Raw genomic sequence first — 21,087 nt, 5'->3', positions numbered from 1 at the left:
GGTCACTGGGAACAAAAGCGCAGTCGTACGGCCTCGATCTCCGAGTCGTTGAGGAGGGCCTCGACGAGCGGCGCCGGGCCGGCGACCTTGGTGGCCCACAAGTCGTAGTCCGTACACAGGACCCAGGACCGGTCGTGGGCCCAGAGGTTGGACGGGGTCCAGAACTGTTCCTCGGGGTGGTCGTACAAGGCCTTGGCGTCCGTGAGCCGGCCGGCCCGGACGTGGAGGTTGTCGAAGTCCTCGGCTCCTTGCCCCAGCGGGGTGTAGTAGGCGAGGCAGCGGGTGTCCGGGCCCTGAGGGCTGTGTTCGGTGAGGATCTCGACCAGTCGGTTCCAGTCGGCACGGTCCAGGCTGCCCTCGGAGGGCGTTGCGATGCCGACCGGCCAACCGCCCGACTCGCGGAGCGAGGGGAAGGACCTGTGGCAGGGCGGGACCCCCTCGGGGGCCACCGGGTCTCCGGTCCGCAGGGAGAGTTCCGCCCAGCGCAGACGGCGATAGCGTGGTCCGGGGTGCTCGCCCGTCCGCTTGGTGAAGGTGTTCGGGATGTCGGTGAACACGTCCGCGGGGTCGAGACCCGGGATGATCTCCGGGCTGGTGGCGTTCCGGTTCAGGAAGGCACGCCTGTACTCGTCGTACGACATGTCGAAGGGCCCGAGTTCGTGTTCGTACATGGCGTGGAGCACCCAGGCCGCGTCGGGCAGCGGTGGCGGCATGAAACCGGTGAGGCCGTCGTCGGCGGCCAGTTCACGAAGCCAGTCGGTCTCCGCGGCTGCGGCGAGCGGCCAGCGGGCGTTCGTCGGAGCGGCGGAGGTCTCGTGCATCGGCTCAGGATATGAGCGCGGACCCGGGTGTTGCTCAGGCGCCTGCCGGGTCCGGAGGTCGGCGCTCAGCCGTGAGTCACCGTGAGTCAGTGGAACCAGACGACGAGGCGTACGTTCTCGGATTCGTGGACTTCGCCGAGGATGCGCATGACGCTCCAGACCCGGCCCCAGTCGGTGTCGGTCCCCGCAGCCGAGGCGCGGCTGCGTCTGCCAGAGGCGTCGGTCTCGTGCCAGTCCACGGTTTCCAGCTCGGCCCAGGTCAGCCAGCTGGTCCCGTACACATCGTCGGGGCCGCCGAACGCGGTGAACACGTCCCGAAGCCCTTCCGAGGCGTCATCCGGGAAACCACGGTCTTCCGCCAGGGGACGGAAGCCGAAGGTGTTCCGGACTCCGAAGAGACAGGCCAGGCCGTCGTAGGCGTTGCCCCCGTTGAGCAGGAAGAGATCGATGGCGGGTTCCCACACGGAGTCCTCGTCGTCGGGGCCCCACAGCCGGGCCCCCGGCCGGCATTCGATCATTCCGCTGATATCGGTCGACATGCCGAGAGCATGCCAACGCGGGCCTGGAACCGGCATCCGCTTTTCCCGTTTCCCGTGCGGCTACGGCCCACTGGAACTGGGCGACGCCTCTACGTTCGAGTTACCGTTCGAGACGCGCATTCGGGTGATTCTGTGCGATCAAAGATTTTAGGCTATTTAGTATCTTGTTCCGTGACAGACGGGAAGGGCCGGCGGCGACCGGTCGACCACGTGACCGGTGTGATCGTCCTCGGGGCCGGACCCGCCGGCCTGGTGCTCGGCAACCTCCTGGTGGACCAGGGGATCGACTGTGTCGTCCTGGAACGGGCCGAGCGCGCGCACGTGGAGACGCGGGCACGTGCCGGGTTCCTGGCCGCCAGTACCGTGCGGATCCTGGAGCGGCACGGCCTCGCCGAGGGGCTGCGCCGGCGCGGGCAGCTCCACAGCAGCTGTGAGTTCCGTACCGAGGACGGCCGGTTCCGGCTGGACTACAGCGGGCTCGGACAGGGGGAACAGCACACCGTCTACCCCCAACAGGAGCTGGTGACCGATCTGTTGGCGCGTTTCCTGGAACGCGGCGGACAGATCCGGTTCGGCACCGAGGCCATGGACGTACGCGGCGCCGACAGCGAGCGGCCCGAGGTGGCCGTGCGTGAGGCCGACGGGCGGCCCGGCCTGTGGCGGGCGCGGTATGTGGCCGGCTGCGACGGGCGGCACGGCGCGGCCCGGCGTGCACTGCCGGCCGGCACGGTCCGCCACCACCGCGATCACGGCGTCACCTGGCTCGGTCTGCTCGCCGAGGCGCCGCCCAGTCTGGACGCCGTCGGCTACGCGGTCCACGAGCGCGGGTTCGCCGGGCACATGGCCCGCACCAGCGAGGTCACCCGCTACTACCTGCAGTGTGAACGCGGCACCCGGGCCGACGACTGGTCCGAGGACCGGATCTGGGACGAGCTGGAGCTGCGGATGCGGGCGCGGGAGTACGGTCCGCTGCGCCGTGGGCACGTGGTGCAGCGGACCGTCGTGGACCTGGAGTCCGATGTGCTCGAACCGCTGCGCCACGGCGCGCTGTTCCTCGCGGGCGACGCCGCCGGTCTGATCAGCCCGTCCGCCGCGAAGGGCGCCAACCTCGCGGTCCTGGAAGCGTCGTTCCTGGCCCGCGCCCTGATCGACGACCTCACCGCCGGGAACCCCGAGGGCCTCGACGCCTACTCGGCGCGCTGTCTGACGCACATCTGGCGTGCACAGGAGTTCTCCCACTGGATGATCGGGCTGCTGCACGGCCCGTCCGGCGCGGACGGCGAGTCGCTGTTCCACAACTCCCTGCGCCGCTCCCGTCTCACCTCGCTGCGCACCTCGCGCAGCCACCAGGACTGGTTCGCCGAGCACTACGTCGGCGTCTAGCCGGGGCCGGCCCGGCACCCACAAGCTCCGACGCCCCCTCCCACACACACGAGCTCCGCCTCCCCACACCCACACACAAGCTCCGCACCCGCATACATGTGCGATGCGTGCACGCGTATACGCACGTCCATCGGGGCGCACACGCCGGCGCGAATCCACCGGCGCACGACACCGGCGTACATCCACATGCGTATCTCCCCGTCTCCCCATGCGTACATCCGTACGCGTGCGTCCGAACCCCGGAATGAGGATCCCCCCGTAATGATCACGGCATTGGCGGGCGACACGTCCCGCCTGCGCGAGACGGTCGACTTCGTCAAGGAACAGGACACCGCCACGCTGCTCCGGCTGGTGCTTCCAGGGCTCGACGGCCCTGAGTTGCGGAGTCTGGTGGAGCACTGCGCGTTCTCGCACGCGGCGCTGCTCGTCTTCCCGTCCGACCAGGCGGCGTTGGACGCCACGCTCGCCGACTGCGGGCTCGTCGCGGACGCGCCGCCGCGCCCGAGCGTCGTCGTGCGCGAGCGCCTCGCCGTACGGCACAAGCGGGGTGTGGAGGAGCTCGACATCGGCGTGCTGCGCCCAGCGGTGGAGTGCGCGGACGGGGTACGGCGCATGGTCGAGCTGTTCGCGCTGACCGTGCCGCCCGGCTCGGACCTCGAAACGGTCGCCGCGCACGAGCGGGAGCGACAGCACGAGGCTCATGTCGCCTTCGAGGTCGAGGCACCGGACCCGTTGGTGCTGCGCGGCCTGTGCGCGGCCTTCGCGCGGTACGGAGCCACCCCGGACGGCGGTGGCTACAACCCGCACGAGGACGGCACGGTGTTCTACTTCACCGCGCCCGCCGAGGCCAAGGCCGACTACCGCCGCGTGGAGCTGTACGTCCCCGGCGACCACCGTGACCTCCTCGACGCCCACCTCGACGAGCACCGTGGGCGCCGGCCCGCCGAGACCCTGCTGCGGATGCTCACCGGGGCGTGGACGACACAGGCCCTGGCCGCGTTCGCGCGGCTGGAGGTGGCCGACGCGATGGACGAGGAGCGGGGCGTCGGCCTGGCGGAACTGGCGCGGGACGTCGGTGCCTTCGCGCCGAACCTGGCCACCCTGCTGCGCTATCTCACCATGCTCGGCGTGGTGAGCGAGGACCGCGACGGCTTCCGGCTCACGGACACCGGCGCTCTGCTGCGCGCGGACGCCGAAGGGTCGATGCGGTCGCTGGCGCTGATGTACGGGGGACCGTTCTACGAGTCCTTCGCCGGGCTCGGGCACACCGTGCGCACCGGGCAGGTCGCCTTCGAGCAGCGTTTCGGCGAGAACCACTTCGACCACTTCGCCCGCGATCCCGAACTCGCCGAACTCTTCGACCAGTCGATGGCCGCCGGTTCCCGGATGTTCGACCCGCTGCCCACCCACCCCGTGCTCACCGGGGCGCCCGAAGGGGCCACCGTGGTCGACATCGCGGGCGGCAACGGGGAGTTGCTCGGCCGGATCCTCTCCGCGCACCCCCGACTGCGCGGCCTTCTGCTGGAGCGCCCGCACACCGTCGAGACCGCCCGCCGGCTCCTCGGTGCGGCCGGCCACACGGCCCGGTGCACCTTCTCCGTGGGCGACTTCGCGGACGTACCCGCGGGCGGCGACGTCTACGTCCTGTCGCGCGTCCTGCACGACTGGGACGACGACCGCTGCCGCGAGATCCTGCGCCACTGCGCCCGTGCCATGTCCGACGACGCCGATCTGCTCGTCGTCGAACGTGTTCTGCCCGCCGACGGCTCGGCCTCGCTGGCCACGGCCTGGGACCTGCACATGATGTGCAACGTCGGTGGCCGGGAAAGGCGCGCCGACCACTACGCCCAGCTGTTCGCCGAAGCGGGCCTCACCCTGGTGGGCCTGGCCCCGCTGCCCCTGGACGGCAGCGTGCTGCACGTCCGTAGGACCGCCCGGTGAACCCTGTCGTCACCAAGTCACACCACGCCCGCATCCGGAGCGCGGTGAGGGCAGCGATGGTGGTGAGGGCGGCGGCTGCCTGGCAGGGCCCGGCGGTCCTGCCGTAACGGGTCACCATGCGACTCACGGTGCTGCGACCGCCATAGCCTCAGGCGGTCGCAGCACCGTGAGTCGCCGTTGCCGCGCCGCCTGCCGCCTGCCGCCTGCCGCCTGCCGCCCGCAGGGCTCCCCGCCCGCACCCCTTACCCGCGACTACACCGCGACCCGCCCGTGGCACCCCTCGTAAGCCGACCCCGACCCGCACCAGCACGCGGCGCCCCGCTGCGGAGGCCACACCACGGCCAGTCCCCGGGCCGCCAGAGTGGTCGCGTACTGCGGCAGCAACGCCGATTCCCCGGGGGAGGCCTGCTCAGACGCCGCGAACGCCTCGTAGGAGGGCACCGTCCCGGTCACGATCCCGAGGTTCGCCGTGCCGGACGCCGCCAGCTCGCGCAGGGACGCCTCTATCGTCGCGAGGTGCTCCTCGTGGGAGGGGTACTCGTCCGCCAGGCCCGGATACGCGGCGACCAGCTCGGCCAGTTCATCCGCCGGCCAGTGCAGTACCGCCACCGGGAACGGGCGGGACAGCGCCTCCCTGAACGCGCCCAACTCGGCCCGCAGACGCGAGATCTCCGCCTGCAGTTCGGCCGGGTTGTCCGAGCCCAGGGACCAGACCCGCTTGGGGTCGTGGAGCTCGTCCAGCGACACCGACGACGAGTGGAGCGTGTCCGCGAGCCGGTCCCAGTCGTCGTGGGCCACGCCCAGCATCCGGCGTACGCGGTGGCGGCCGTAGAGAAGGGGATGGGTCGAGTACGGGGGTTCCTGCGCGTCCGAGATCAGGAGGCGGGCCGCCTCCGTGAACGTCTCCTGGGCCGACTCCAGCTCGTCGTGGGACTCCAGGGACTCCGCGATGATCACCCAGGGGGCCGGGTCGCGCGGGGCCTCGGCGCGGACGCCGTCGATGATCGCCCGGGCCTCGGCCTCGTGGCCGTACTCCCACAGGTTCGACGCCTTGAGGGCCCGTACGAGATGGGGGCTCTCCAGGGTGATCGGGGACTGGAGCAGACGGTCGTACAGGGCTGTCGCGGCGGGGCGGTCACCGGCCAGTTCCAGATGGGCCGAGGCCTGCACGAGCAGGTGTTCGGCGTCCTCGGGGTAGAGGCCGGCGGTCCGTTCCAGGCGGGCCGCTTCGGCGACGTGGTCGACGTTTTCCTGAGGCGTGTCGGGGCGCATGGGATCACCGTACTGCCGACGCCCGTCAAAGAAGAGGGGCGTCCATGAGAGTGGTCACCCGGGAGTCAGGAGGGAGGGAAGGCGACCCGTCCCGGCGGCTCCTCCCCTCCCGGTGACTCCCCAGTGACTCCCCGGTGACGCCCGGGGCACTCCTCAGCGGCTCAGATGGTCACCCCGTCCACCTGCAACGTCTGCACCGCGCCCGCCGCGAACGGCACCGCCACCGTCTTGCCGCTCAGGAACCTGTCCGAGCGGGCCGTGTAGAGGTCACCGCCGCCGCCCGTCACCGTGTTCCAGCGGGGGACCACACCACCCGAACCGCCCGTCACCGTGGTGAAGTTGCCGAGGTTGAAGGTCAGGGTCTGGGCCGAGGAGGACGTGTTCAGGGCGACGATCACCAGGCGCTTCGCGCTCGCGTCGTACGCCGCCACCGCGTAGTCGACGCCCGTGTCGAGGATCGTCATGCCGGGGCGGATGTGACGGCTGAACTGGGCCATCACGTAGTGCTTCGTCTGGACCGTCGTCGGCTGGAGCGTGTTCTCGTCGTAGGCGACCATCGCCCACCCCGCCGTCGGGTCCATGACCTGCCAGTACACCCAGGCCGTGGGGTGCAGCCAGCGGAAGTCCAGGAGGAGGTTCGACGCCAGGGTCCGGCCGGTCCCGTCCTTGTCGCCCGTCTCCGAGTTCCACAGCTTCTTGCCGGACGTCGTCACCACGTCCGTGTAGAGGAGGTCGCGGCGGCCTCCCGAGCCCTGGTAGCCGTGCACGTTGACCTGGTTGACCAGGGCCTTCGTGGACGAACCGAAGGCCGCCCAGGTCGAGCGGGCCACGTCGTAGTTCGTCTCGTCCGAGGCCGAGATCCGGATCCCCGTCAGGCCTCGCTTGTCCAACTCGCTTCGCATGTACGGGAGTACGGCTGCCTGGACCGACGAGTCCATGTGGCAGCCCTCCTGCGTACCGGTGGCCGTCCACCAGTTCGCCGAGGGCTCGTTGAACGGGTCCACCGTCGCGAAGTTCACGCCCCAGTTGTTCTTGGCGTACAGGGCGACGGCGGCCAGGTGCGAGGCGTGCTGGCGGTAGTTCCAGGTCTGGAGGTTGTTGCCGCCGCCCGAGGCGCCCGACGGGTTGTGGTTCGAACACATCCACCACATCGGAGAGTTGGCGAACAGCTCGGTGGTCGCTCCGCGCGCCACCGCCTTCGTCAGCGCCGCCCGCTGCTTCGCGTCGGCCGACCAGTTCCAGGCCGAGGACGTGGGGTCCTCGTTGTTCCAGTCCTGCCAGTAGCCCTCGATCTGCTTGAACGCCGGGATGTTCGCCGACGCCACCATGGTCGTGCCGCCCACGCTGTTCCAGCTGGACGCGCCGAGGTTGTAGCGGGCGATGTTCAGGCCGAGACCGGGCAGCGAGGTCCCGTTGTACGTCACCGACTTGGTGGTGAAGAAGAGGTCCGCGAAGTCGTCCCGGGCGCCGAACACATTCGCCCACCAGGCGAGCGAAGTGCCCCAGCCTTCCCAAGTCCCGTACTTCGTGGCCGGGTTGACCGTGATGGTCGCGTCGGCCCGCGCGGTGCCGGTCGCCAGGGCGCTGCCGAGGACAGTGCCCCCTGCCGCGGCCAGCAGAGATCTGCGTCGGATCATGGCTTCTCCGTCCGGAAAATGACCTGCCCCGTTGATGCCAGGGGAAGCATCAGGTGCGGTGGGTGGGGTTGTCGAGAGTTGTGACAGCGCTTTCTAAAACCATTGGACAAAGGGGGCCCACAGGGAGGGAGGGGACGGACCGGCCTGGATACTTCGCGAGGTCTGCCCTATCGTGCGGCCCGGCGTCCCCGTGAGCGGGCGGCGAAGGAGGCGTACGCATGCGGGCTCGGGCTCCTGTGATACGGCACCGGACACTCCGTCGACGTGCCCTTCGCCGCCGCGCGGTGTGGACCTGCGGCGAACTCCTCGTCACCCTCGGCACGGTCCTCGCCCTTCTCGTCGTCCACCAGCTGTGGTGGACCAACCGCCAGGCCGAGCAGGGCGCCCGGCGCGAGGTGCGCGCCCTGGAGAAGGAGTGGGGGAACCCCGGCGGCCCGGGCGGGAGTCAGGCAAGCCCGGAAAGCGGCTCGGGCTCAGGCTCCGGATCCGGCTCCGACAACCGGGCCGGGGCATCCGGCGCCGCCGGTCAGGACGGGGCCGGAGTCACCAACTCCCGTTCCTCCAAACCGAGTTGGTCGCAGGCGTACGCCGTCCTCAGCATCCCCCGGCTCGGTCTGCGCGTCCCCGTCGCCGAGGGCGTCAGCAAGCCGGACGTCCTCAACAAGGGGTACGTCGGCCACTACCCCGGCACCCAACAGCCGGGCCAGGCCGGGAACTTCGCCCTCGCCGGGCACCGCAACACCCACGGCGAACCCTTCCGGTACATCAACCGGCTGCGGCGCGGGGACGCCGTGCGGGTCGAGACGGCCGACGCGGTGTACTCGTACACCGTCGACCGGACACTTCCGCAGACCTCCGCCCACGACGACGGCGTGATCAGGACCGTCCCCCGCTCCACCGTCAGGCCGGCCTACGGCTACCGCGCCCCCGGCCACTACCTCACCCTCACCACCTGCACCCCGGAGTACACGTCCCGTTACCGTCTGGTCGTCTGGGGCACACTCACGTCGGTACGACCTCGCTGAGCCGAGAGCCGGGCACGCTGAATCGGGCATCCTGTATAACGAACGAAAGAAAGAAAGATGGGAGAGGGGGGCGTGGGCATGATCCGGAGCTGGAGTCCGGTGCGGGTGAACCCGCGTACCGCCGCCGCGCTGTTCCTCCTCCTCATCGAGGTCGCGCTGCTCGACGCGGGCACTCTCTCCGCCGCCGTCGCCCTCGCGGCGACCGCCGCGGCCGGGTCCGCGTTCGCCGCCTGCTCGCTCATCGTCTCCCGCTGCGCCCCCGCCGCGCCGCCCACCCGGGTCCGTACGGCCATCCGCGACCGCGCCCGCCGTACGGCCTTCCTGCCACAACGGGACCCCGACGCCCGTGGCCGCACCCGCCCCCGCGCCCCCGGACTCGCCCTCCGGACGACCACCGCGTAGGGCGCAGCGTCGAGCGCACCACCGACAGCTGACATCCCCGCGCGGGTCGTCATACCGAGCTGCACGGATCTCCGCATCCACGGAATCCACGGAATCTCCGGTACGACGAGACCCTCGGAGGGCTCACTCACCCATGTCCACGTTCCTGTCCGCGTTCGCGGACCTGGTCGGCCGTCTCGCCGATCTGCTCCAGCCCCTCTTCCACGACTCCTCGGCGGCCGTCGCGATCATCCTGTTCACGGCGTTCGTACGACTCCTCGTGCACCCCCTCTCCCGTGCGGCGGCGCGTGGCCAGAAGGCGCGTGCCGCGCTGCAGCCCAAGGTCGCCGAGCTGCGGAAACGGCACGCGAAGGACCCGAAGAAGCTCCAGCAGGCCGTCATGGCACTGCATGCCGAGGAGAAGGTCTCGCCGCTGTCGGGATGCTTCCCGAGCCTGTTCCAGCTCCCCGCGTTCTTCCTGCTCTACCACCTCTTCTCCAACCGGGAGATCGGCGGCCGGACCAACGGGCTCCTCACCCACACGCTGTTCGCGGCGCCGCTCGGCGACCGCTGGGCCGACGCGCTCGGCGGGGACGGGATCCTCGGGGCCGCCGGACTCGTCTACCTCGGGCTGTTCGTGCTCGTCGCCGCCGTGGCCACCTTCAACTACCGCCGCATGAAGCTGGTGATGGCGGCCAACCCGATGTCGGTGAACACCGGCGGGGGCGAGGCGGTGCCCGGGCTCGCGTCCGCCGCGAAGTTCGCGCCCTTCATGTCCTTCCTCACGCTCTTCTCCGTGGCCGTGATGCCCCTGGCCGCCGCGCTCTACATGGTGACCAGCACCACCTGGAGCGCGGTCGAGCGGGCGGTCCTCTACCGCTGGCAGCTCGCACCGCAGGCCGACGCGCAGGCGGACGGACCGTCCGAGACGTCGTCCACCGCCCGCGCCCAGTCCACTGGGTGAACCGGGTCTTGCGGACCGGACGGCCAGCTTGGACGATCGACCAGTCCTCCGATGAATGACGCGTGAAGTACGTGAGGCGCGTGATGCTCGTGACGGCCGAGGACGTGACCGAGGGCACCACCCAGGAAGAGAGCGACCATGAAGCTGCTGCGAGTCGGTACGGCGGGGTCGGAGCGGCCCGCGCTGCTCGATGCCGAGGGAACCCTGCGGGACCTGTCGGGGGTCGTCCCGGACATCGACGGAGCGCTGCTCGCCGACGAGGCGGCGCTCGACCGGATCCGGGCCGCCGCCGACGCCGGTGAGCTGCCCGAACTGGACGCGACCGGGCTGCGGATCGGGCCGCCGCTGACCGGCGTCGGCAAGATCGTGTGCATCGGGCTCAACTACCACGACCACGCCCGCGAGACCGGCGCCGAGCCGCCGGCCGAGCCGGTGATCTTCTTCAAGGCGGCGGACACGGTCGTCGGGCCGTTCGACACGGTGCTCGTCCCGCGCGAGTCGACGAAGACCGACTGGGAGGTGGAACTCGCGGTTGTCATCGGACGTACGGCCCGCTACCTCGGCTCGCACGAGGAAGCGCTCGCGCATGTCGCCGGGTACGCGATCTCGCACGACGTGTCCGAGCGCGAGTTCCAGCTGGAGCGGGGCGGCACCTGGGACAAGGGGAAGAACTGCGAGACGTTCAACCCACTCGGGCCCTGGCTGGTGACCGCGGACGAGGTGCCGGACCCACAGGCGCTCGGGCTGCGGCTGTGGGTGAACGGCGAGCCGAAGCAGAACGGTTCGACGGCGGAGCAGATCTTCGGGGTCGCCGAAGTCGTGCGCTACGTAAGCCAGTTCATGACCCTGTACCCGGGTGACGTCATCAACACGGGTACACCGGCGGGGGTCGCCATGGGCGCGCCCGAGCCCAAGCCGTTCCTTCGGGCGGGGGATGTGGTCGAGCTGGAGATCGACGGGCTCGGGCGGCAGCGTCAGTCGTTCAAGGACGCGTGAGCGCTCCGCTGGGGGCGGGGGATTTGGCCGCGGGCCGGTGGGGGCTGGTCGCGCAGTTCCCCGCGCCCCTGTCAGCGCCCCTCCGGGGCGCCTCCCGCGCCACCGACTCGATCAACTCCCGTAGCCGTGCCACGTACAGGTTCATGTTCTTCCGCGCCACGTCCGTGTCCGGGTAGCGGGAGGCGAACTGGAGGCCCTCGTGGAGGCGGGTGATCCAGGCGCACACCTGGTCGCCGTACGACACCCGGATCAGGCCGTACGCCTTCAGCTCGTCCCAGCGCTCCGAACCCGCGATGTCCCGGGTGTCGACGAACGAGACGATCGAGTACAGGTCCGGTGAGGTGGGCCGGAAGTCGGAGCCCAGCAGCTTGAGCACCCGGGCGATGGGCATCCTCGACAGGGGCCGCTTGGCCCGCAGCGCGGTGCGGACCAGGTCGAGCGCGCCGTCGAAGTCGGAGACCTCGCCCACCGGGATCTCCAGCGGCGCCCCACCCACGTACCAGCCGACCGAGTCCGACCACTCCGACCTGGCCCGTGTGTGGAACGGCACGACGGTGCGGTACACCTGCTGGCCGCTGATCTCGCGCACGATGAGGGCGGTGGCCGCGAGGATGCCGACCATGCTGCCGCCGTACGGACGGCAGTACGCCTCGAACGCCGCCGCGTCCGCGTCGTCCGTGAGCCACTCCTGCATCAACTTCTGCGTGGGCAGCGGCCCTTCGGGGTCGAGGCCGAGGTCGACGGGGAAGTTGGGCAGCTTGCCGTCGCACCGGGCGATGAACTTCCGCCACTCGGCGACGATCGAGTGCGTCTCGTCGATCCCGTCGGCGTGCGTACGCTCGCTCGCGCAGAAGTCGACGTAACTGGCGACCGGCGTCGTGTCCACGGTCCTGCCGTCGAGGCCGGCCGTGTAGAGCTGGTGAATCTCGTGGGCGATGCGGAAGATCGAGTACGAGTCGACGTTGGTGTGGTCGAACGCGATGTAGACGCTGGTGGCGTCGTCCCTGACGACCGCGCTGTAGATGAAGTTCGGCCAGGTCAGCGCATCCGCCGCGATGTCGAACCGATCCTGCAGATAGCGCGACAGCGTCGCCCCGTCCCGGAAGTCGCCGACGTCCTCACGGTGCAGGACGACGGCGTCGGGCGCGAGGGTGAAGCGCCGCAGTTCGTCGTCGGGGGACCCGGATGGGCCGTCCGCCCACCGGAAACCGCTGCGCAGCGTCTCGTGCCGCAGCGTCCAGGCGCGCAACGCCTCCTGGAGGACGTCGAGATCGACCCGCCCGGGGATGTCGAAGGCCGTGCCGAGCCAGGTCGGTACGAACAGGCCGTCCTCGCGCACCGTTCGCGCGGTTCGGACATGGGCTTCCTGCACATACGCGGGTGGACGGGCGTCATCCGGCAGTTGGGCCACGCCTTCGACGGCCGTCGGATGCAGGGTCCAGGTCACGAGCCGTCCGGGCCGGATCTCGCAACGGTGGATATCGGTCAATCGCACGGGACTTCTCCGTTCGCATGCGTGTCACCGGGCTCCTGGATCCCGCCCGATGACACGTGCAGACCAACGACCGGATGCGTCCGGAGGAAACGCCACCGCCCTCAGGGCGTCTCCCTGCCCCTGCTTACGTCTGCTTAAGTCCCCTTCGTCCCCGTATCGCCGTCCCCTCACACCTTGAGGAAGATCTCCAGCGCCTCCACGACCATCCGGTGGTCCTGGAGCTGGGGCAGCCCCGACACCGTCACCGACCCGATCACCCCGACGCCCTCGACCGTGATCGGGAAGGAGCCGCCGTGGGCCGCGTAGGTGTCGGGGTCGAGGCGTGAGTCGTCCTCGAACGTCGTGCCCTTGGCGCGGAACCGGGCGCCCACCAGGTAGGAGGAGGCGCCGTAACGCTCCACCACCCGGCGCTTGCGGTCGATCCAGGCGTCGTTGTCGGGGGTCGAGCCGGGCAGCGCGGCGTGGAAGAGCTGCTGGCCGGCCCGGTGGATGTCGACGGCCACCGGCGCCTGCCGCTCCCGCGCCAGCTCCACCAGCAGCGAACCCAGCGCCCACGCGTCCTCGTGAGTGAACTGGCGGAACACCAGGTGCCGTTGCTGTGCTTCGAGTTCGTCGAGGCTCGGGGTCAGTTCGGGCGCGATGCGCGGCCCGAGCGAAGGCTGTCCGGTCGCCTTGTGGCCGAGGTGCTGGCCGGTCTTCTGGCTGGTCATCGCAGGGTCACCGTCACCTTCTCGTTCGCGGAACGCCGAGCCGCTTCCAGTACGTCGAGCGCGGCTGCCGCCTCCTGCGCGGTCACCGGGTTGGGGCCGCCGTCGCGCAGGGCAGCGGCGATCGCAGAGTAGTACTTCTCGTAGGCCCCGGGCAGTGTCGGCTCAGGCCGCCCACCACCCGTGAGCGGGGACTCCCCGGACCCGACCCGTCCCCACATGCTCTCGGGCTCGAGCCCCCAGCCGGCGTCCCCCGGCCGCCCACCCGCCTTCAGGGCGTCCTCCTGCGGGTCGAGGCCGTACTTCACGTACCCGGCACGTGAGCCCAGCACGCGGAAGCGCGGGCCGAGTTGGGCGGTGGTGGCGGAGACGTGGAGGTGGGTGCGGACACCGCTCGTGTGGGTGAGCGCGATGAACGTGTCGTCGTCGGTCTCGGCGCCCTGGCGGCGGATGTCCGTCTCCGCGTACACGGAGTCGACGGGGCCGAAGAGGACCAGTGCCTGGTCGACGACGTGACTGCCCAGGTCGTACAGCAGTCCGCCGAACTCCGCCGGGTCGCCGGACTCGCGCCAGCCGCCCTTGGTCTGCGGGCGCCACCGCTCGAACCGTGACTCGAACCGGTACACATCCCCCAGTTCGCCCTCCGCGAGCAGCTTGCGCAGGGTGCGGAAGTCGTGGTCCCAGCGGCGGTTCTGGAAGACGGAGAGGAGCAGTCCCCGCTGGTCGGCGAGGGTGGCGAGGTCACGCGCCTCGGCCGCCGTGCCCGCGATCGGCTTGTCGACCACGACCGGCAGGTCGGCCTTGAGAGCGGCGGTCGCGAGCGGGACGTGCGTCTTGTTCGGGGACGCGATGACGATCAGGTCCAGCTCGTCGGCGCGGGCGAACAGCTCGTCCGGGGTGGCGGCGACCCGTACGGCCGGGTGTTCGGTGCGGGCCTGCGCCTGCCGCTGGGGGTTCGCCGTGACGACGGTGTCGAGGACGAGGCCCTCGGTGACGGCGATCAGCGGGGCGTGGAAGACGGACCCCGCGAGGCCGTAGCCGACCAGGCCGAGGCGGAGGGGGGCACCGGACGTGCCGGTCATTCCAGTCGTACCAGTCGTACCAGTCATGCCGTCCACTTTCGCAACGCTGTTGCCAAAGTGCAAGCAGCGGGGACAATGACTCAGGTGAACAGGACGAACGCCATCGCCGCGACGACCACCGGCGCCCCGGTTCCCGGGGTGAACCTGTTGGCCCTGCGCAGCCACAACGCCGCGCTCGTCCTCGACCTCCTGCGCACGGCCGGCGCGGAGGGCATCAGCCGCCTCGAACTGGCCGAGCGGACCGGCCTGACCCCCCAGGCGGTCAGCAAGATCACCGCCCGGCTGCGCACGGAGGGCCTCGCGGCCCAGGCAGGCCACCGCGCCTCGACGGGCGGCAAGCCCCGCACGCTCCTGCGCCTGGTCCCGGAGACGGGCCACGCGGTGGGCGTCCACCTGGACCGCGACGAGGTGCGAGCGGTCCTGGTCGACCTCATGGGGTCCGTGGTGGCGGAACGCCGGGCCCCGCTGGACCTCGGCGCTGGATCGCAGGCGGTGGTCGAGGGCACGGCGGGGGTGGTGGAGGCGCTGCTCGGCGGGGGGGCTGGGCCTGCGCCTGAGTGGGAGCGGGACGCTGGAGGTTCCGGTGAGGCGGGTGTAGGGGGCGTCGGCGTTCTCGGGGTCGGGGTCGCCCTCCCCGGTCCCCTCGATCACGTCAGGGGTGTCCTGCACCGGGTCACCGGGTTTCCCGAGTGGGACGGGTTTCCGTTGCGGGATGCGCTGGCCCGGCGGCTCGGGGTGCCGGTGGCCGTCGACAAGGACACCAACGCCGCCGCGTTCGGGCTGGCGCTCGGAGGCGAGGGCGGGTCCTTCGCCTACCTTCACCTAGGTACGGGGCTGGGGGCCGGCCTGGTGATCGGCGGGACGCTGCACCGGGGGACCAGGACCGGGGCGGGCGAGTTCGGGCATCAGGTCGTCCAGCTGGACGGGCCCCCCTGTGGCTGCGGCGACCGTGGCTGCGTCGAGGCGCTGTGCCTCGCCGCGGTGGCTCGCGGCGACCTGGACGAGGCGGCCCGGGTGCTCGGCGTCGGCGCCGCGAACCTCGTGGGGCTGCTGGACATCGACCGGGTCCTGCTGGGCGGCCGTACCATCGCCGCCGACCCGGAGCGCTTCGTACGAGGAGTCGCCACCGTCCTCGCCGAACGCGCCCGGCGAGAGGGCGCCGACCGGCCGGTGCCCGTACGGGTCGCCCCCGGAGGGGCGCGCACAGTCGCCGAGGGCGCCGCCCAACTGCTCCTCGCGCCGCTGTTCGGACGCGCGGAGGGATAGCGGGAGCCCGGCCGGCCCCACTCGCCTCCCGCGCGAAAACTCCGTGGGACCAGCCGCCCCCGCCCTGCGATCCTTCGCCCATGACCGCACGCAACCGGCGCAGACGCCCACGCCGCAGGCTTCCCCCGCACCGGGCCTGGTCGCTGACCACCACCGACGTCAACGAGTCCCTCGGTGAACTCGCCGCCGAAATAAGGGAGTTGCGCTTCCTCACCGGATCCGGCAGCGGGACGGTCGTGCTCGGAGCCCGCTGGCTCGCCCCCGAGTCCCCCAACTACGGCCGAGGTGTCCACCCGGACTACGTCGGCTTCTCCGTGGACGTCCACCCGGTCGTCGCGGCCGAGCGCGCGGCCATCCGCGCCGCCCTGAAGGAAACCGCCCTCCCGCAACTCCACGCCTGGATCACCCAGGGACTCACCGCCCCGGAGACCTGGCGCCAGACCTCCCACCTCCACTACTGGCGCCTCGCCGACGGCCACCTCACCCACGCCGACGAAGAGACCTGAACCGGCGACCGAACCCGCATCGCCGCGTCCGCCGATCGGGCGCATGTGCGAGCCCGTTCGGGGCGTAGCCCCCGCAACGCCCGGAGCGGTGCCGCTCGCAGACCCACCGGCCCGGCATGGTCATGTGTTCATGCGACTGTGTACCCGCGTGACCGCGACCGCGACCATGACCGTCACCCTCCCCCTCACCGCTGCCGCCGCCCTCCTCGCCGTCCCCGCGGCCCTGACCGACCCGGCGTACGCGGCCGGCTGCGCCACCGCCCCCGGTGACCACGCCTTCCCCCTCACGACCCGCATCCACGGCGGGCCCGCCACCTACGAAGCCGGTGGTGGATACCAGACCTGGCGCCTCGACCTCATCAACAACACCGCGCTCACCTGCACGGACATCCACCCCGTCCTCGTACTCGTCGACGAGCGCCGTGCCCTGACGACGGCTCAGCCGAGCCTGGAGTTCTACGACGGACACCGCGCCCGCCCCTATCCCGTACGGTTCGAGGCCACCGACGCCGACGAGACCATCGGGGTGTTCGACGGTGACGGGTTCGCCGGATTCACCGTCGGTCCCGGTCGGAGCGTCTCCGTGAGGGTGCGGCTCGCGATCGGCGCCGACGCGGTGGCCAACGAGGTCGTCGCCAACGCGGCCGTGGTCCAGCGGCACGAAAATGACAGCGACTGGGTCGGTGAGTCCAACGACTACCGCTTCCGCGTCGTCCCCGACACCGACCCGGCGTCGGCGGCCCCCGTACCGCTACCGCCCACGCCCGTTCCCGTCCCCGGCGTACGGGAACCGGGACTGCCGACCGGTGCCGGTGAGCTCGCCGGCACCGGTCGACGCGACACCGCCCTCCGCCTCTCGGGCATCTCGCTCACCCTGGTGCTGGGCGGCGCCGGACTCATGCTGCTCGCCCGGGTCCGAGGCGTGGGACGTAACTAAACCGGCCATTCCCCCAAGATCCGGCCTGTGACAGGCTGGGCGTACGCGCCACTTCGCACGCGCGTACGGCAATGCGCGCATCGCGGTGCACGCGACACAACGGAACGCACCGCATCGCAAGGAAACGCAACGCACCACAACAGGCAGTGCAGGAGCAGGAGACCGGACATGGCAGACCGCAAGCCCATCGACTCGTGGCTCACCGACATGGACGGTGTGCTCATCCACGAGGGCGTGCCGATCCCCGGCGCCGATGCCTTCATCAAGAAGCTGCGCGAGTCGGGCAAGCCCTTCCTGGTGCTCACCAACAACTCGATCTACACCCCGCGAGACCTGCACGCCCGGCTGCGCCGTATGGGCCTGGACGTGCCTGTCGACAACATCTGGACGTCGGCTCTCGCCACCGCCAAGTTCCTCGACGACCAGCGCCCCGGCGGGACCGCCTATGTCATCGGCGAGGCAGGGCTGACCACCGCCCTGCACGACGTCGGGTACATCCTCACCGACCACGAGCCCGACTACGTGGTCCTGGGTGAGACCCGCACCTACTCCTTCGAGGCCATGACCAAGGCCGTACGTCTTATCGAGGGCGGCGCCCGTTTCATCGCCACCAACCCGGACGAGACCGGACCCTCCGCCGAGGGCCCGCTGCCCGCGACCGGCGCGGTGGCCGCCCTGATCACCAAGGCGACGGGTCGGAAGCCGTACTTCGCGGGCAAGCCCAACCCCCTGATGATGCGGACCGGGCTGAACGCGATCGGCGCCCACTCCGAGACCAGCGCGATGATCGGCGACCGTATGGACACCGACGTTCTCGCGGGCATCGAGGCCGGGATGCAGACCTTCCTGGTGCTCACCGGGCTGACCGGGCCCGACCAGGTCGAGAACTTCCCGTACCGCCCGTCCAAGATCGTCGACTCCATCGCGGACCTCGTCGACCGCGTCTGAGCCGCCCGCGGGATACGAACCCGAGGCCGTCCAAACCTTTCGCGACCCGTACGGAGCAGCCCCACCCGCTCCGGAGATGCGGACCGGCGACGGGAGGAGGAGCCTCCAGGTATCTGGAGGTTCACGATGGGTTCCATGCGGCTCACTCTCTGTGCCGGCGCCGCGGTCGCCGCCGCCCTCATCCCCCTGCCCGTGGCGTACGCCGCCGACGGGGGCATCTCGGTGACCCCGGCGTCCCCGGTCCCCGGCAGCGACGTACAGCTGGTCGTGCGCGGCTGTGCGGGGAGGACGGGCACCGTGAAGTCGGAGGCGTTCGTCGCCGACGCGCTGCTCGCGAGACAGGGGCAGGAGGGGGCGCTCGTCGGAGGGTCCCGCGTCCGCTCGTCGCTCACGCCGGGCACGTACGGCGTCACCGTCGGCTGCGACGGGCGGCAGGGCAAGGTCAAGAGCGCGATCACCGTGGCCGTAAGGGGCGTGGCCGTAAGGGGCGTGGCCGTAGGGGGTGCGAGCGAGAGTGAGGGTGCGAGCGCGGGTGTGGGGGAGTGGCAGCCCCCCTCGCCCGAGTCGCCGTCCTCGCCCGAGCCCTCCCGTACGACGGCCGCCTCGCCCTTCGCTCCCGTGCCCGCCGGTGGTGGCGGTGCGGCGGAGGGGCTGGCCGCCGACGCGCGAGGCACGGGTCCCGGTACCGGACAGGCGGTGGTCGGTCTCGTCCTCGCGGGTGTGGCGGCGGTCGTCGTCGCCGTGCGCGGGGTCCGCCGAGGCCGAGGGACGGACTGAACGTCATGCTCGACGACGACCGCGAGCGACCCCCCGGCACCACCGGCACCGGACGCCTGACCATGGGCGTGGCCTGGGCGCTGCTGCTGCTCGGGCTGTGGACGTGGGGCCGCGAGGTCACCGACGTACGCCATGGGACAGCCGCGCCGACCACCGGTGACATCGCCGCGGTCGGCCGCCCGCCCGACCCCGAACTCCCGCCCGCGCACGAGCCGTTGAGCGGTGCCGTGCCGCAGCGCGTGGACATCCCCGAGCTGGGCGTGCAGGCCCCGGTGGTGGCCCGTGGCCTCGACCGGCGTGGCGCGATCGACCCGCCGCCCTACGACCAGGCGGGCGTCGTGGGCTGGTACGGATCCGGCACCCGGCCCGGCGCCGCCGGAACCGCGCTGCTCGTCGGACACGTCGACACCGAGACCAAGCCGGCCGTCTTCTACAAGGTCAGCACCCTGCGGCCGGGCGCGACGATCCGGGTCACCCGAGCCGACGGCAAGGTCGCCCAGTTCACCGTCGACGACGTCCGGGTCCTGCCCCGCGACCGCTTCGACGCCCAACTGGCGTACGGCACCCGACAGTCGGGCCGCGCGGAACTCCGGCTCATCACCTGCGGCGGTACGTTCGACCGGGCCTCCCGCACCTACACGGCGAACGTGATCGTGTCGGCGTACCTGACGGGCGAGATCGCCTGAGCCACCCGCTGACGCCACCCTCTGGCCCCACCGCCCGAGGCCACCGCCTGAACCCAGGCCCGCGGTGTCCGCGCCTGTGTCCGTGCCCCTGCGTCCGCGTCTCACCCTGCCCGGTCGGCGACCCGCTCCCCCCAGAGCCGCCGACCGGGCTGGTCCTCGACCGCGCGCGCACGGGCTGCGGGAGTAACCCGGCGACCGGCGCGGGAGGTTCGGTGGCCGTCCCCGAAAACGCGGACGGTGAACTGTTGGCCTGTGCTGGGGCCGTCTGAGACGACTGTAGAACGGATGAGCGTCCAGGCCTAGACATGAATGACGCCAAGTCCCTGTCCGGTGGCTCTGAGTTATCCACGCAGGTAGTAGATAGTTCTACGAGCGGTTCCCCCGACCCCGCCCCGATCCTGCCCGGCCCCGCCCCGAGCCCGCTGTTCAGGCCCTGAGGGACGGGAGTGCCCGGCCCGAACGCGCTGTAACAGGTGACCGACAAGGATCTGGCGACCTCGTGGGCGCCCGGCCACCTATGTCAGGATTGAGGCATACGACACTGCATCCAGGGGGGACCAGGACAGTGCATCCGAGGGGGAGTTCGATGTTCGGCAGTAGGGGGGCGACCTGCGGGAGGGCGTCCGTGGCGGTGCTGGGGGCGGCACTGCTGTTCACGGGGTGTTCCGCGTCCTCCGGCAAGGGGGGCGACGACGGGCCGGCCAAGGAGGCGGAAGCCCGGATCACCCAGCAGCCCAAGGGGGCCAACCCGTTCTGGGTGAACCCCGACGGCAACGCGGCGGAACAGGTCGCCGCGTACGTCAAGGACGACAAGACCACCGACGCCGAGCAGATCCGGAAGATCGCCGAGCAGCCGACCGGCGAGTGGATCAGCCCGGAGAACCCGGAGGCGGAGGCGCGCGGCTTCACGGAGGCCGCGCAGAAGGCGGACCGCTCCGCCCTCCTCGTCCTCTACAACATCCCGCACCGCGACTGCGGCCAGTACTCCAGCGGAGGCGCCGCCGACGGCGACAGCTACCGCGCCTGGATCGACGGCGTGGCCAAGGGCATCGGCGACCGCGCGGCCACGGTGATCCTGGAACCGGACGCGATCCTCCACCTCGTGGACGGCTGCACCCAGGACGAGTTCCACGAGGAGCGGTACGACCTGTTGAGCGGCGCGGTCGAGACGCTGTCGGCGCTGAAGAACACGAAGGTGTACCTGGACGCGGGGAACGCGGGCTGGACGCATCCCGACCAGATCTTCGAGCCGCTCAAGTGGGCGGGCATCGACAAGGCGGACGGGTTCTCCGTCAACGTGTCCAACTTCTACTCGACGGCCGAGTCCATCGCGTACGGCAAGGAGTTGTCGGCGAAGGTGGGCGGCAAGCACTTCGTGGTGGACACGAGCCGTAACGGCAACGGGCCCTATACCGGCGGCGAGGCGGACGAGAACTGGTGCAATCCTCCCGGGAGGGCGCTGGGGGAGGCTCCTACCGTGAAGACGGCGGATCCGCTTGTGGACGCGTATCTGTGGGTGAAGCGGCCCGGGGAGTCCGACGGGGAGTGCAAGGGGGGGCCGAAGGCCGGGCAGTGGTGGGCCGGTTACGCGTTGAAGTTGGCGAAGGCCAGCGGCTGAGGGGTTCTGTGCGTTGTCGGCTGCGGGTGCGTCGTGGCTTGTCGCGCAGTTCCCCGCGCCCCTAGGTATGCGATCGGCGCCCTTCGAGAGAAGGGCGCCGATAGTT

20 protein-coding genes are annotated in these 21,087 nt (G+C 71.0%); 13 read left to right on the top strand and 7 right to left on the bottom strand.

The features are described from left to right. Nucleotides 1-2: 2 nt before the first annotated feature. Both PV734_RS39050 and PV734_RS39045 read right to left on the bottom strand, forming a co-directional pair. Nucleotides 3-821, bottom strand: a complete 819-nt coding sequence (locus PV734_RS39050; protein WP_319294153.1) for a hypothetical protein — start codon at nucleotides 819-821, stop codon at nucleotides 3-5. A gap of 86 nt (nucleotides 822-907) precedes the next feature. Continuing rightward, entirely contained in the window at nucleotides 908-1,360 is a 453-nt protein-coding gene (locus PV734_RS39045; RefSeq protein WP_319090280.1) for a hypothetical protein, read from the bottom strand. A 219-nt stretch (nucleotides 1,361-1,579) separates the two neighbouring features. Between PV734_RS39045 and PV734_RS39040 the strand changes: the two genes are divergently transcribed. Further along, nucleotides 1,580-2,743, top strand: coding sequence for a 4-hydroxybenzoate 3-monooxygenase (locus PV734_RS39040; protein WP_319090688.1), 1,164 nt, complete (start codon nucleotides 1,580-1,582; stop codon nucleotides 2,741-2,743). Between the two features lie 261 nt (nucleotides 2,744-3,004). After that, the gene (locus PV734_RS39035) at nucleotides 3,005-4,684 is read left to right on the top strand and encodes a methyltransferase (RefSeq protein ID WP_319294151.1); all 1,680 of its coding nucleotides are present in this window, start codon (nucleotides 3,005-3,007) and stop codon (nucleotides 4,682-4,684) included. Between the two features lie 252 nt (nucleotides 4,685-4,936). On the opposite strand, the gene PV734_RS39030 is transcribed toward PV734_RS39035, so the two are convergent. Together PV734_RS39030 and PV734_RS39025 are read right to left on the bottom strand one after the other, a co-directional pair. Then, complete coding sequence (locus tag PV734_RS39030) at nucleotides 4,937-5,956, bottom strand: SEC-C domain-containing protein (RefSeq protein WP_319090278.1); 1,020 nt, start codon at nucleotides 5,954-5,956, stop codon at nucleotides 4,937-4,939. Between the two features lie 161 nt (nucleotides 5,957-6,117). Further along, nucleotides 6,118-7,593, bottom strand: coding sequence for a beta-1,6-galactanase (locus tag PV734_RS39025; protein ID WP_319090277.1), 1,476 nt, complete (start codon nucleotides 7,591-7,593; stop codon nucleotides 6,118-6,120). 218 nt (nucleotides 7,594-7,811) lie between these two features. Between PV734_RS39025 and PV734_RS39020 the strand changes: the two genes are divergently transcribed. From PV734_RS39020 to PV734_RS39005, 4 genes are all read left to right on the top strand, one after another. Further along, nucleotides 7,812-8,618, top strand: coding sequence for a class E sortase (locus PV734_RS39020; protein ID WP_319090276.1), 807 nt, complete (start codon nucleotides 7,812-7,814; stop codon nucleotides 8,616-8,618). 78 nt (nucleotides 8,619-8,696) lie between these two features. Then, complete coding sequence (locus tag PV734_RS39015) at nucleotides 8,697-9,020, top strand: DUF6412 domain-containing protein (RefSeq protein ID WP_044471562.1); 324 nt, start codon at nucleotides 8,697-8,699, stop codon at nucleotides 9,018-9,020. Between the two features lie 133 nt (nucleotides 9,021-9,153). Further along, nucleotides 9,154-9,963, top strand: coding sequence for a YidC/Oxa1 family membrane protein insertase (locus tag PV734_RS39010; RefSeq protein ID WP_319090275.1), 810 nt, complete (start codon nucleotides 9,154-9,156; stop codon nucleotides 9,961-9,963). Between the two features lie 138 nt (nucleotides 9,964-10,101). Next, the gene (locus tag PV734_RS39005) at nucleotides 10,102-10,959 is read left to right on the top strand and encodes a fumarylacetoacetate hydrolase family protein (RefSeq protein ID WP_319090274.1); all 858 of its coding nucleotides are present in this window, start codon (nucleotides 10,102-10,104) and stop codon (nucleotides 10,957-10,959) included. Here the strand turns inward: PV734_RS39005 and PV734_RS39000 are convergent. The 3 genes from PV734_RS39000 to PV734_RS38990 form a co-directional block, all read right to left on the bottom strand. Further along, a complete protein-coding gene (locus PV734_RS39000; protein ID WP_319090273.1) occupies nucleotides 10,946-12,454 on the bottom strand; it encodes a condensation domain-containing protein in 1,509 nt (502 codons plus the stop codon). The genes PV734_RS39005 and PV734_RS39000 overlap by 14 nt on opposite strands. A 167-nt stretch (nucleotides 12,455-12,621) precedes the next feature. After that, entirely contained in the window at nucleotides 12,622-13,164 is a 543-nt protein-coding gene (locus PV734_RS38995; protein WP_319090272.1) for a heme-degrading domain-containing protein, read from the bottom strand. Further along, a complete protein-coding gene (locus tag PV734_RS38990; RefSeq protein ID WP_319090687.1) occupies nucleotides 13,161-14,243 on the bottom strand; it encodes a Gfo/Idh/MocA family oxidoreductase in 1,083 nt (360 codons plus the stop codon). The genes PV734_RS38995 and PV734_RS38990 overlap by 4 nt, the downstream gene beginning before the upstream one ends. A gap of 75 nt (nucleotides 14,244-14,318) precedes the next feature. Here PV734_RS38990 and PV734_RS38985 point away from each other — a divergent pair, with 75 nt between their 5' ends. The 7 genes from PV734_RS38985 (at nucleotide 14,319) to PV734_RS38955 (ending at nucleotide 20,981) form a co-directional block, all read left to right on the top strand. Next, nucleotides 14,319-15,509 (top strand): ROK family transcriptional regulator, encoded by a 1,191-nt coding sequence (locus PV734_RS38985; RefSeq protein WP_319294149.1) that lies wholly within the window; start codon nucleotides 14,319-14,321, stop codon nucleotides 15,507-15,509. An 80-nt stretch (nucleotides 15,510-15,589) separates the two neighbouring features. Then, on the top strand, nucleotides 15,590-16,015 hold the full coding sequence (locus PV734_RS38980; protein ID WP_319294147.1) for a hypothetical protein: 426 nt from the start codon (nucleotides 15,590-15,592) through the stop codon (nucleotides 16,013-16,015). 148 nt (nucleotides 16,016-16,163) lie between these two features. Then, nucleotides 16,164-16,952: a hypothetical protein gene (locus PV734_RS38975; RefSeq protein WP_319294145.1), complete on the top strand. Its 789-nt coding sequence runs from the start codon at nucleotides 16,164-16,166 to the stop codon at nucleotides 16,950-16,952. Between the two features lie 168 nt (nucleotides 16,953-17,120). Next, nucleotides 17,121-17,900 (top strand): HAD-IIA family hydrolase, encoded by a 780-nt coding sequence (locus PV734_RS38970; protein ID WP_319090268.1) that lies wholly within the window; start codon nucleotides 17,121-17,123, stop codon nucleotides 17,898-17,900. Nucleotides 17,901-18,035: 135 nt separating this feature from the next. Further along, nucleotides 18,036-18,677, top strand: a complete 642-nt coding sequence (locus PV734_RS38965) for a hypothetical protein (RefSeq protein ID WP_415924336.1) — start codon at nucleotides 18,036-18,038, stop codon at nucleotides 18,675-18,677. A 5-nt stretch (nucleotides 18,678-18,682) separates the two neighbouring features. Continuing rightward, the gene (locus PV734_RS38960) at nucleotides 18,683-19,363 is read left to right on the top strand and encodes a class F sortase (RefSeq protein ID WP_319294141.1); all 681 of its coding nucleotides are present in this window, start codon (nucleotides 18,683-18,685) and stop codon (nucleotides 19,361-19,363) included. Nucleotides 19,364-19,949: 586 nt separating this feature from the next. After that, entirely contained in the window at nucleotides 19,950-20,981 is a 1,032-nt protein-coding gene (locus tag PV734_RS38955) for a glycoside hydrolase family 6 protein (RefSeq protein WP_319090264.1), read from the top strand. The last annotated feature ends 106 nt before the right edge of the window (nucleotides 20,982-21,087 follow it).

Source organism: Streptomyces sp. AK08-02 (genome assembly GCF_033795085.1).
In the GTDB taxonomy this organism is placed as follows: Bacteria; Actinomycetota; Actinomycetes; order Streptomycetales; family Streptomycetaceae; genus Streptomyces; species Streptomyces echiniscabiei.
Note: the sequence above shows the minus strand (reverse complement) of the source record. Positions and strands in the feature narration are given on the sequence as shown.

What these genes read in the sequence shown, in the direction of transcription:
- PV734_RS39050 (WP_319294153.1), bottom strand. Translation starts at nt 821, where the DNA reads ATGCACGAGACCTCCGCCGCTCCGACGAACGCCCGCTGGCCGCTCGCC.
- PV734_RS39045 (WP_319090280.1), bottom strand. Translation starts at nt 1,360, where the DNA reads ATGTCGACCGATATCAGCGGAATGATCGAATGCCGGCCGGGGGCCCGG.
- PV734_RS39035 (WP_319294151.1), top strand. Translation starts at nt 3,005, where the DNA reads ATGATCACGGCATTGGCGGGCGACACGTCCCGCCTGCGCGAGACGGTC.
- PV734_RS39030 (WP_319090278.1), bottom strand. Translation starts at nt 5,956, where the DNA reads ATGCGCCCCGACACGCCTCAGGAAAACGTCGACCACGTCGCCGAAGCG.
- PV734_RS39025 (WP_319090277.1), bottom strand. Translation starts at nt 7,593, where the DNA reads ATGATCCGACGCAGATCTCTGCTGGCCGCGGCAGGGGGCACTGTCCTC.
- PV734_RS39020 (WP_319090276.1), top strand. Translation starts at nt 7,812, where the DNA reads ATGCGGGCTCGGGCTCCTGTGATACGGCACCGGACACTCCGTCGACGT.
- PV734_RS39015 (WP_044471562.1), top strand. Translation starts at nt 8,697, where the DNA reads ATGATCCGGAGCTGGAGTCCGGTGCGGGTGAACCCGCGTACCGCCGCC.
- PV734_RS39010 (WP_319090275.1), top strand. Translation starts at nt 9,154, where the DNA reads ATGTCCACGTTCCTGTCCGCGTTCGCGGACCTGGTCGGCCGTCTCGCC.
- PV734_RS39005 (WP_319090274.1), top strand. Translation starts at nt 10,102, where the DNA reads ATGAAGCTGCTGCGAGTCGGTACGGCGGGGTCGGAGCGGCCCGCGCTG.
- PV734_RS38995 (WP_319090272.1), bottom strand. Translation starts at nt 13,164, where the DNA reads ATGACCAGCCAGAAGACCGGCCAGCACCTCGGCCACAAGGCGACCGGA.
- PV734_RS38990 (WP_319090687.1), bottom strand. Translation starts at nt 14,243, where the DNA reads ATGACCGGCACGTCCGGTGCCCCCCTCCGCCTCGGCCTGGTCGGCTAC.
- PV734_RS38985 (WP_319294149.1), top strand. Translation starts at nt 14,319, where the DNA reads ATGACTCAGGTGAACAGGACGAACGCCATCGCCGCGACGACCACCGGC.
- PV734_RS38980 (WP_319294147.1), top strand. Translation starts at nt 15,590, where the DNA reads ATGACCGCACGCAACCGGCGCAGACGCCCACGCCGCAGGCTTCCCCCG.
- PV734_RS38970 (WP_319090268.1), top strand. Translation starts at nt 17,121, where the DNA reads ATGGCAGACCGCAAGCCCATCGACTCGTGGCTCACCGACATGGACGGT.
- PV734_RS38965 (WP_415924336.1), top strand. Translation starts at nt 18,036, where the DNA reads ATGCGGCTCACTCTCTGTGCCGGCGCCGCGGTCGCCGCCGCCCTCATC.
- PV734_RS38960 (WP_319294141.1), top strand. Translation starts at nt 18,683, where the DNA reads ATGCTCGACGACGACCGCGAGCGACCCCCCGGCACCACCGGCACCGGA.
- PV734_RS38955 (WP_319090264.1), top strand. Translation starts at nt 19,950, where the DNA reads ATGTTCGGCAGTAGGGGGGCGACCTGCGGGAGGGCGTCCGTGGCGGTG.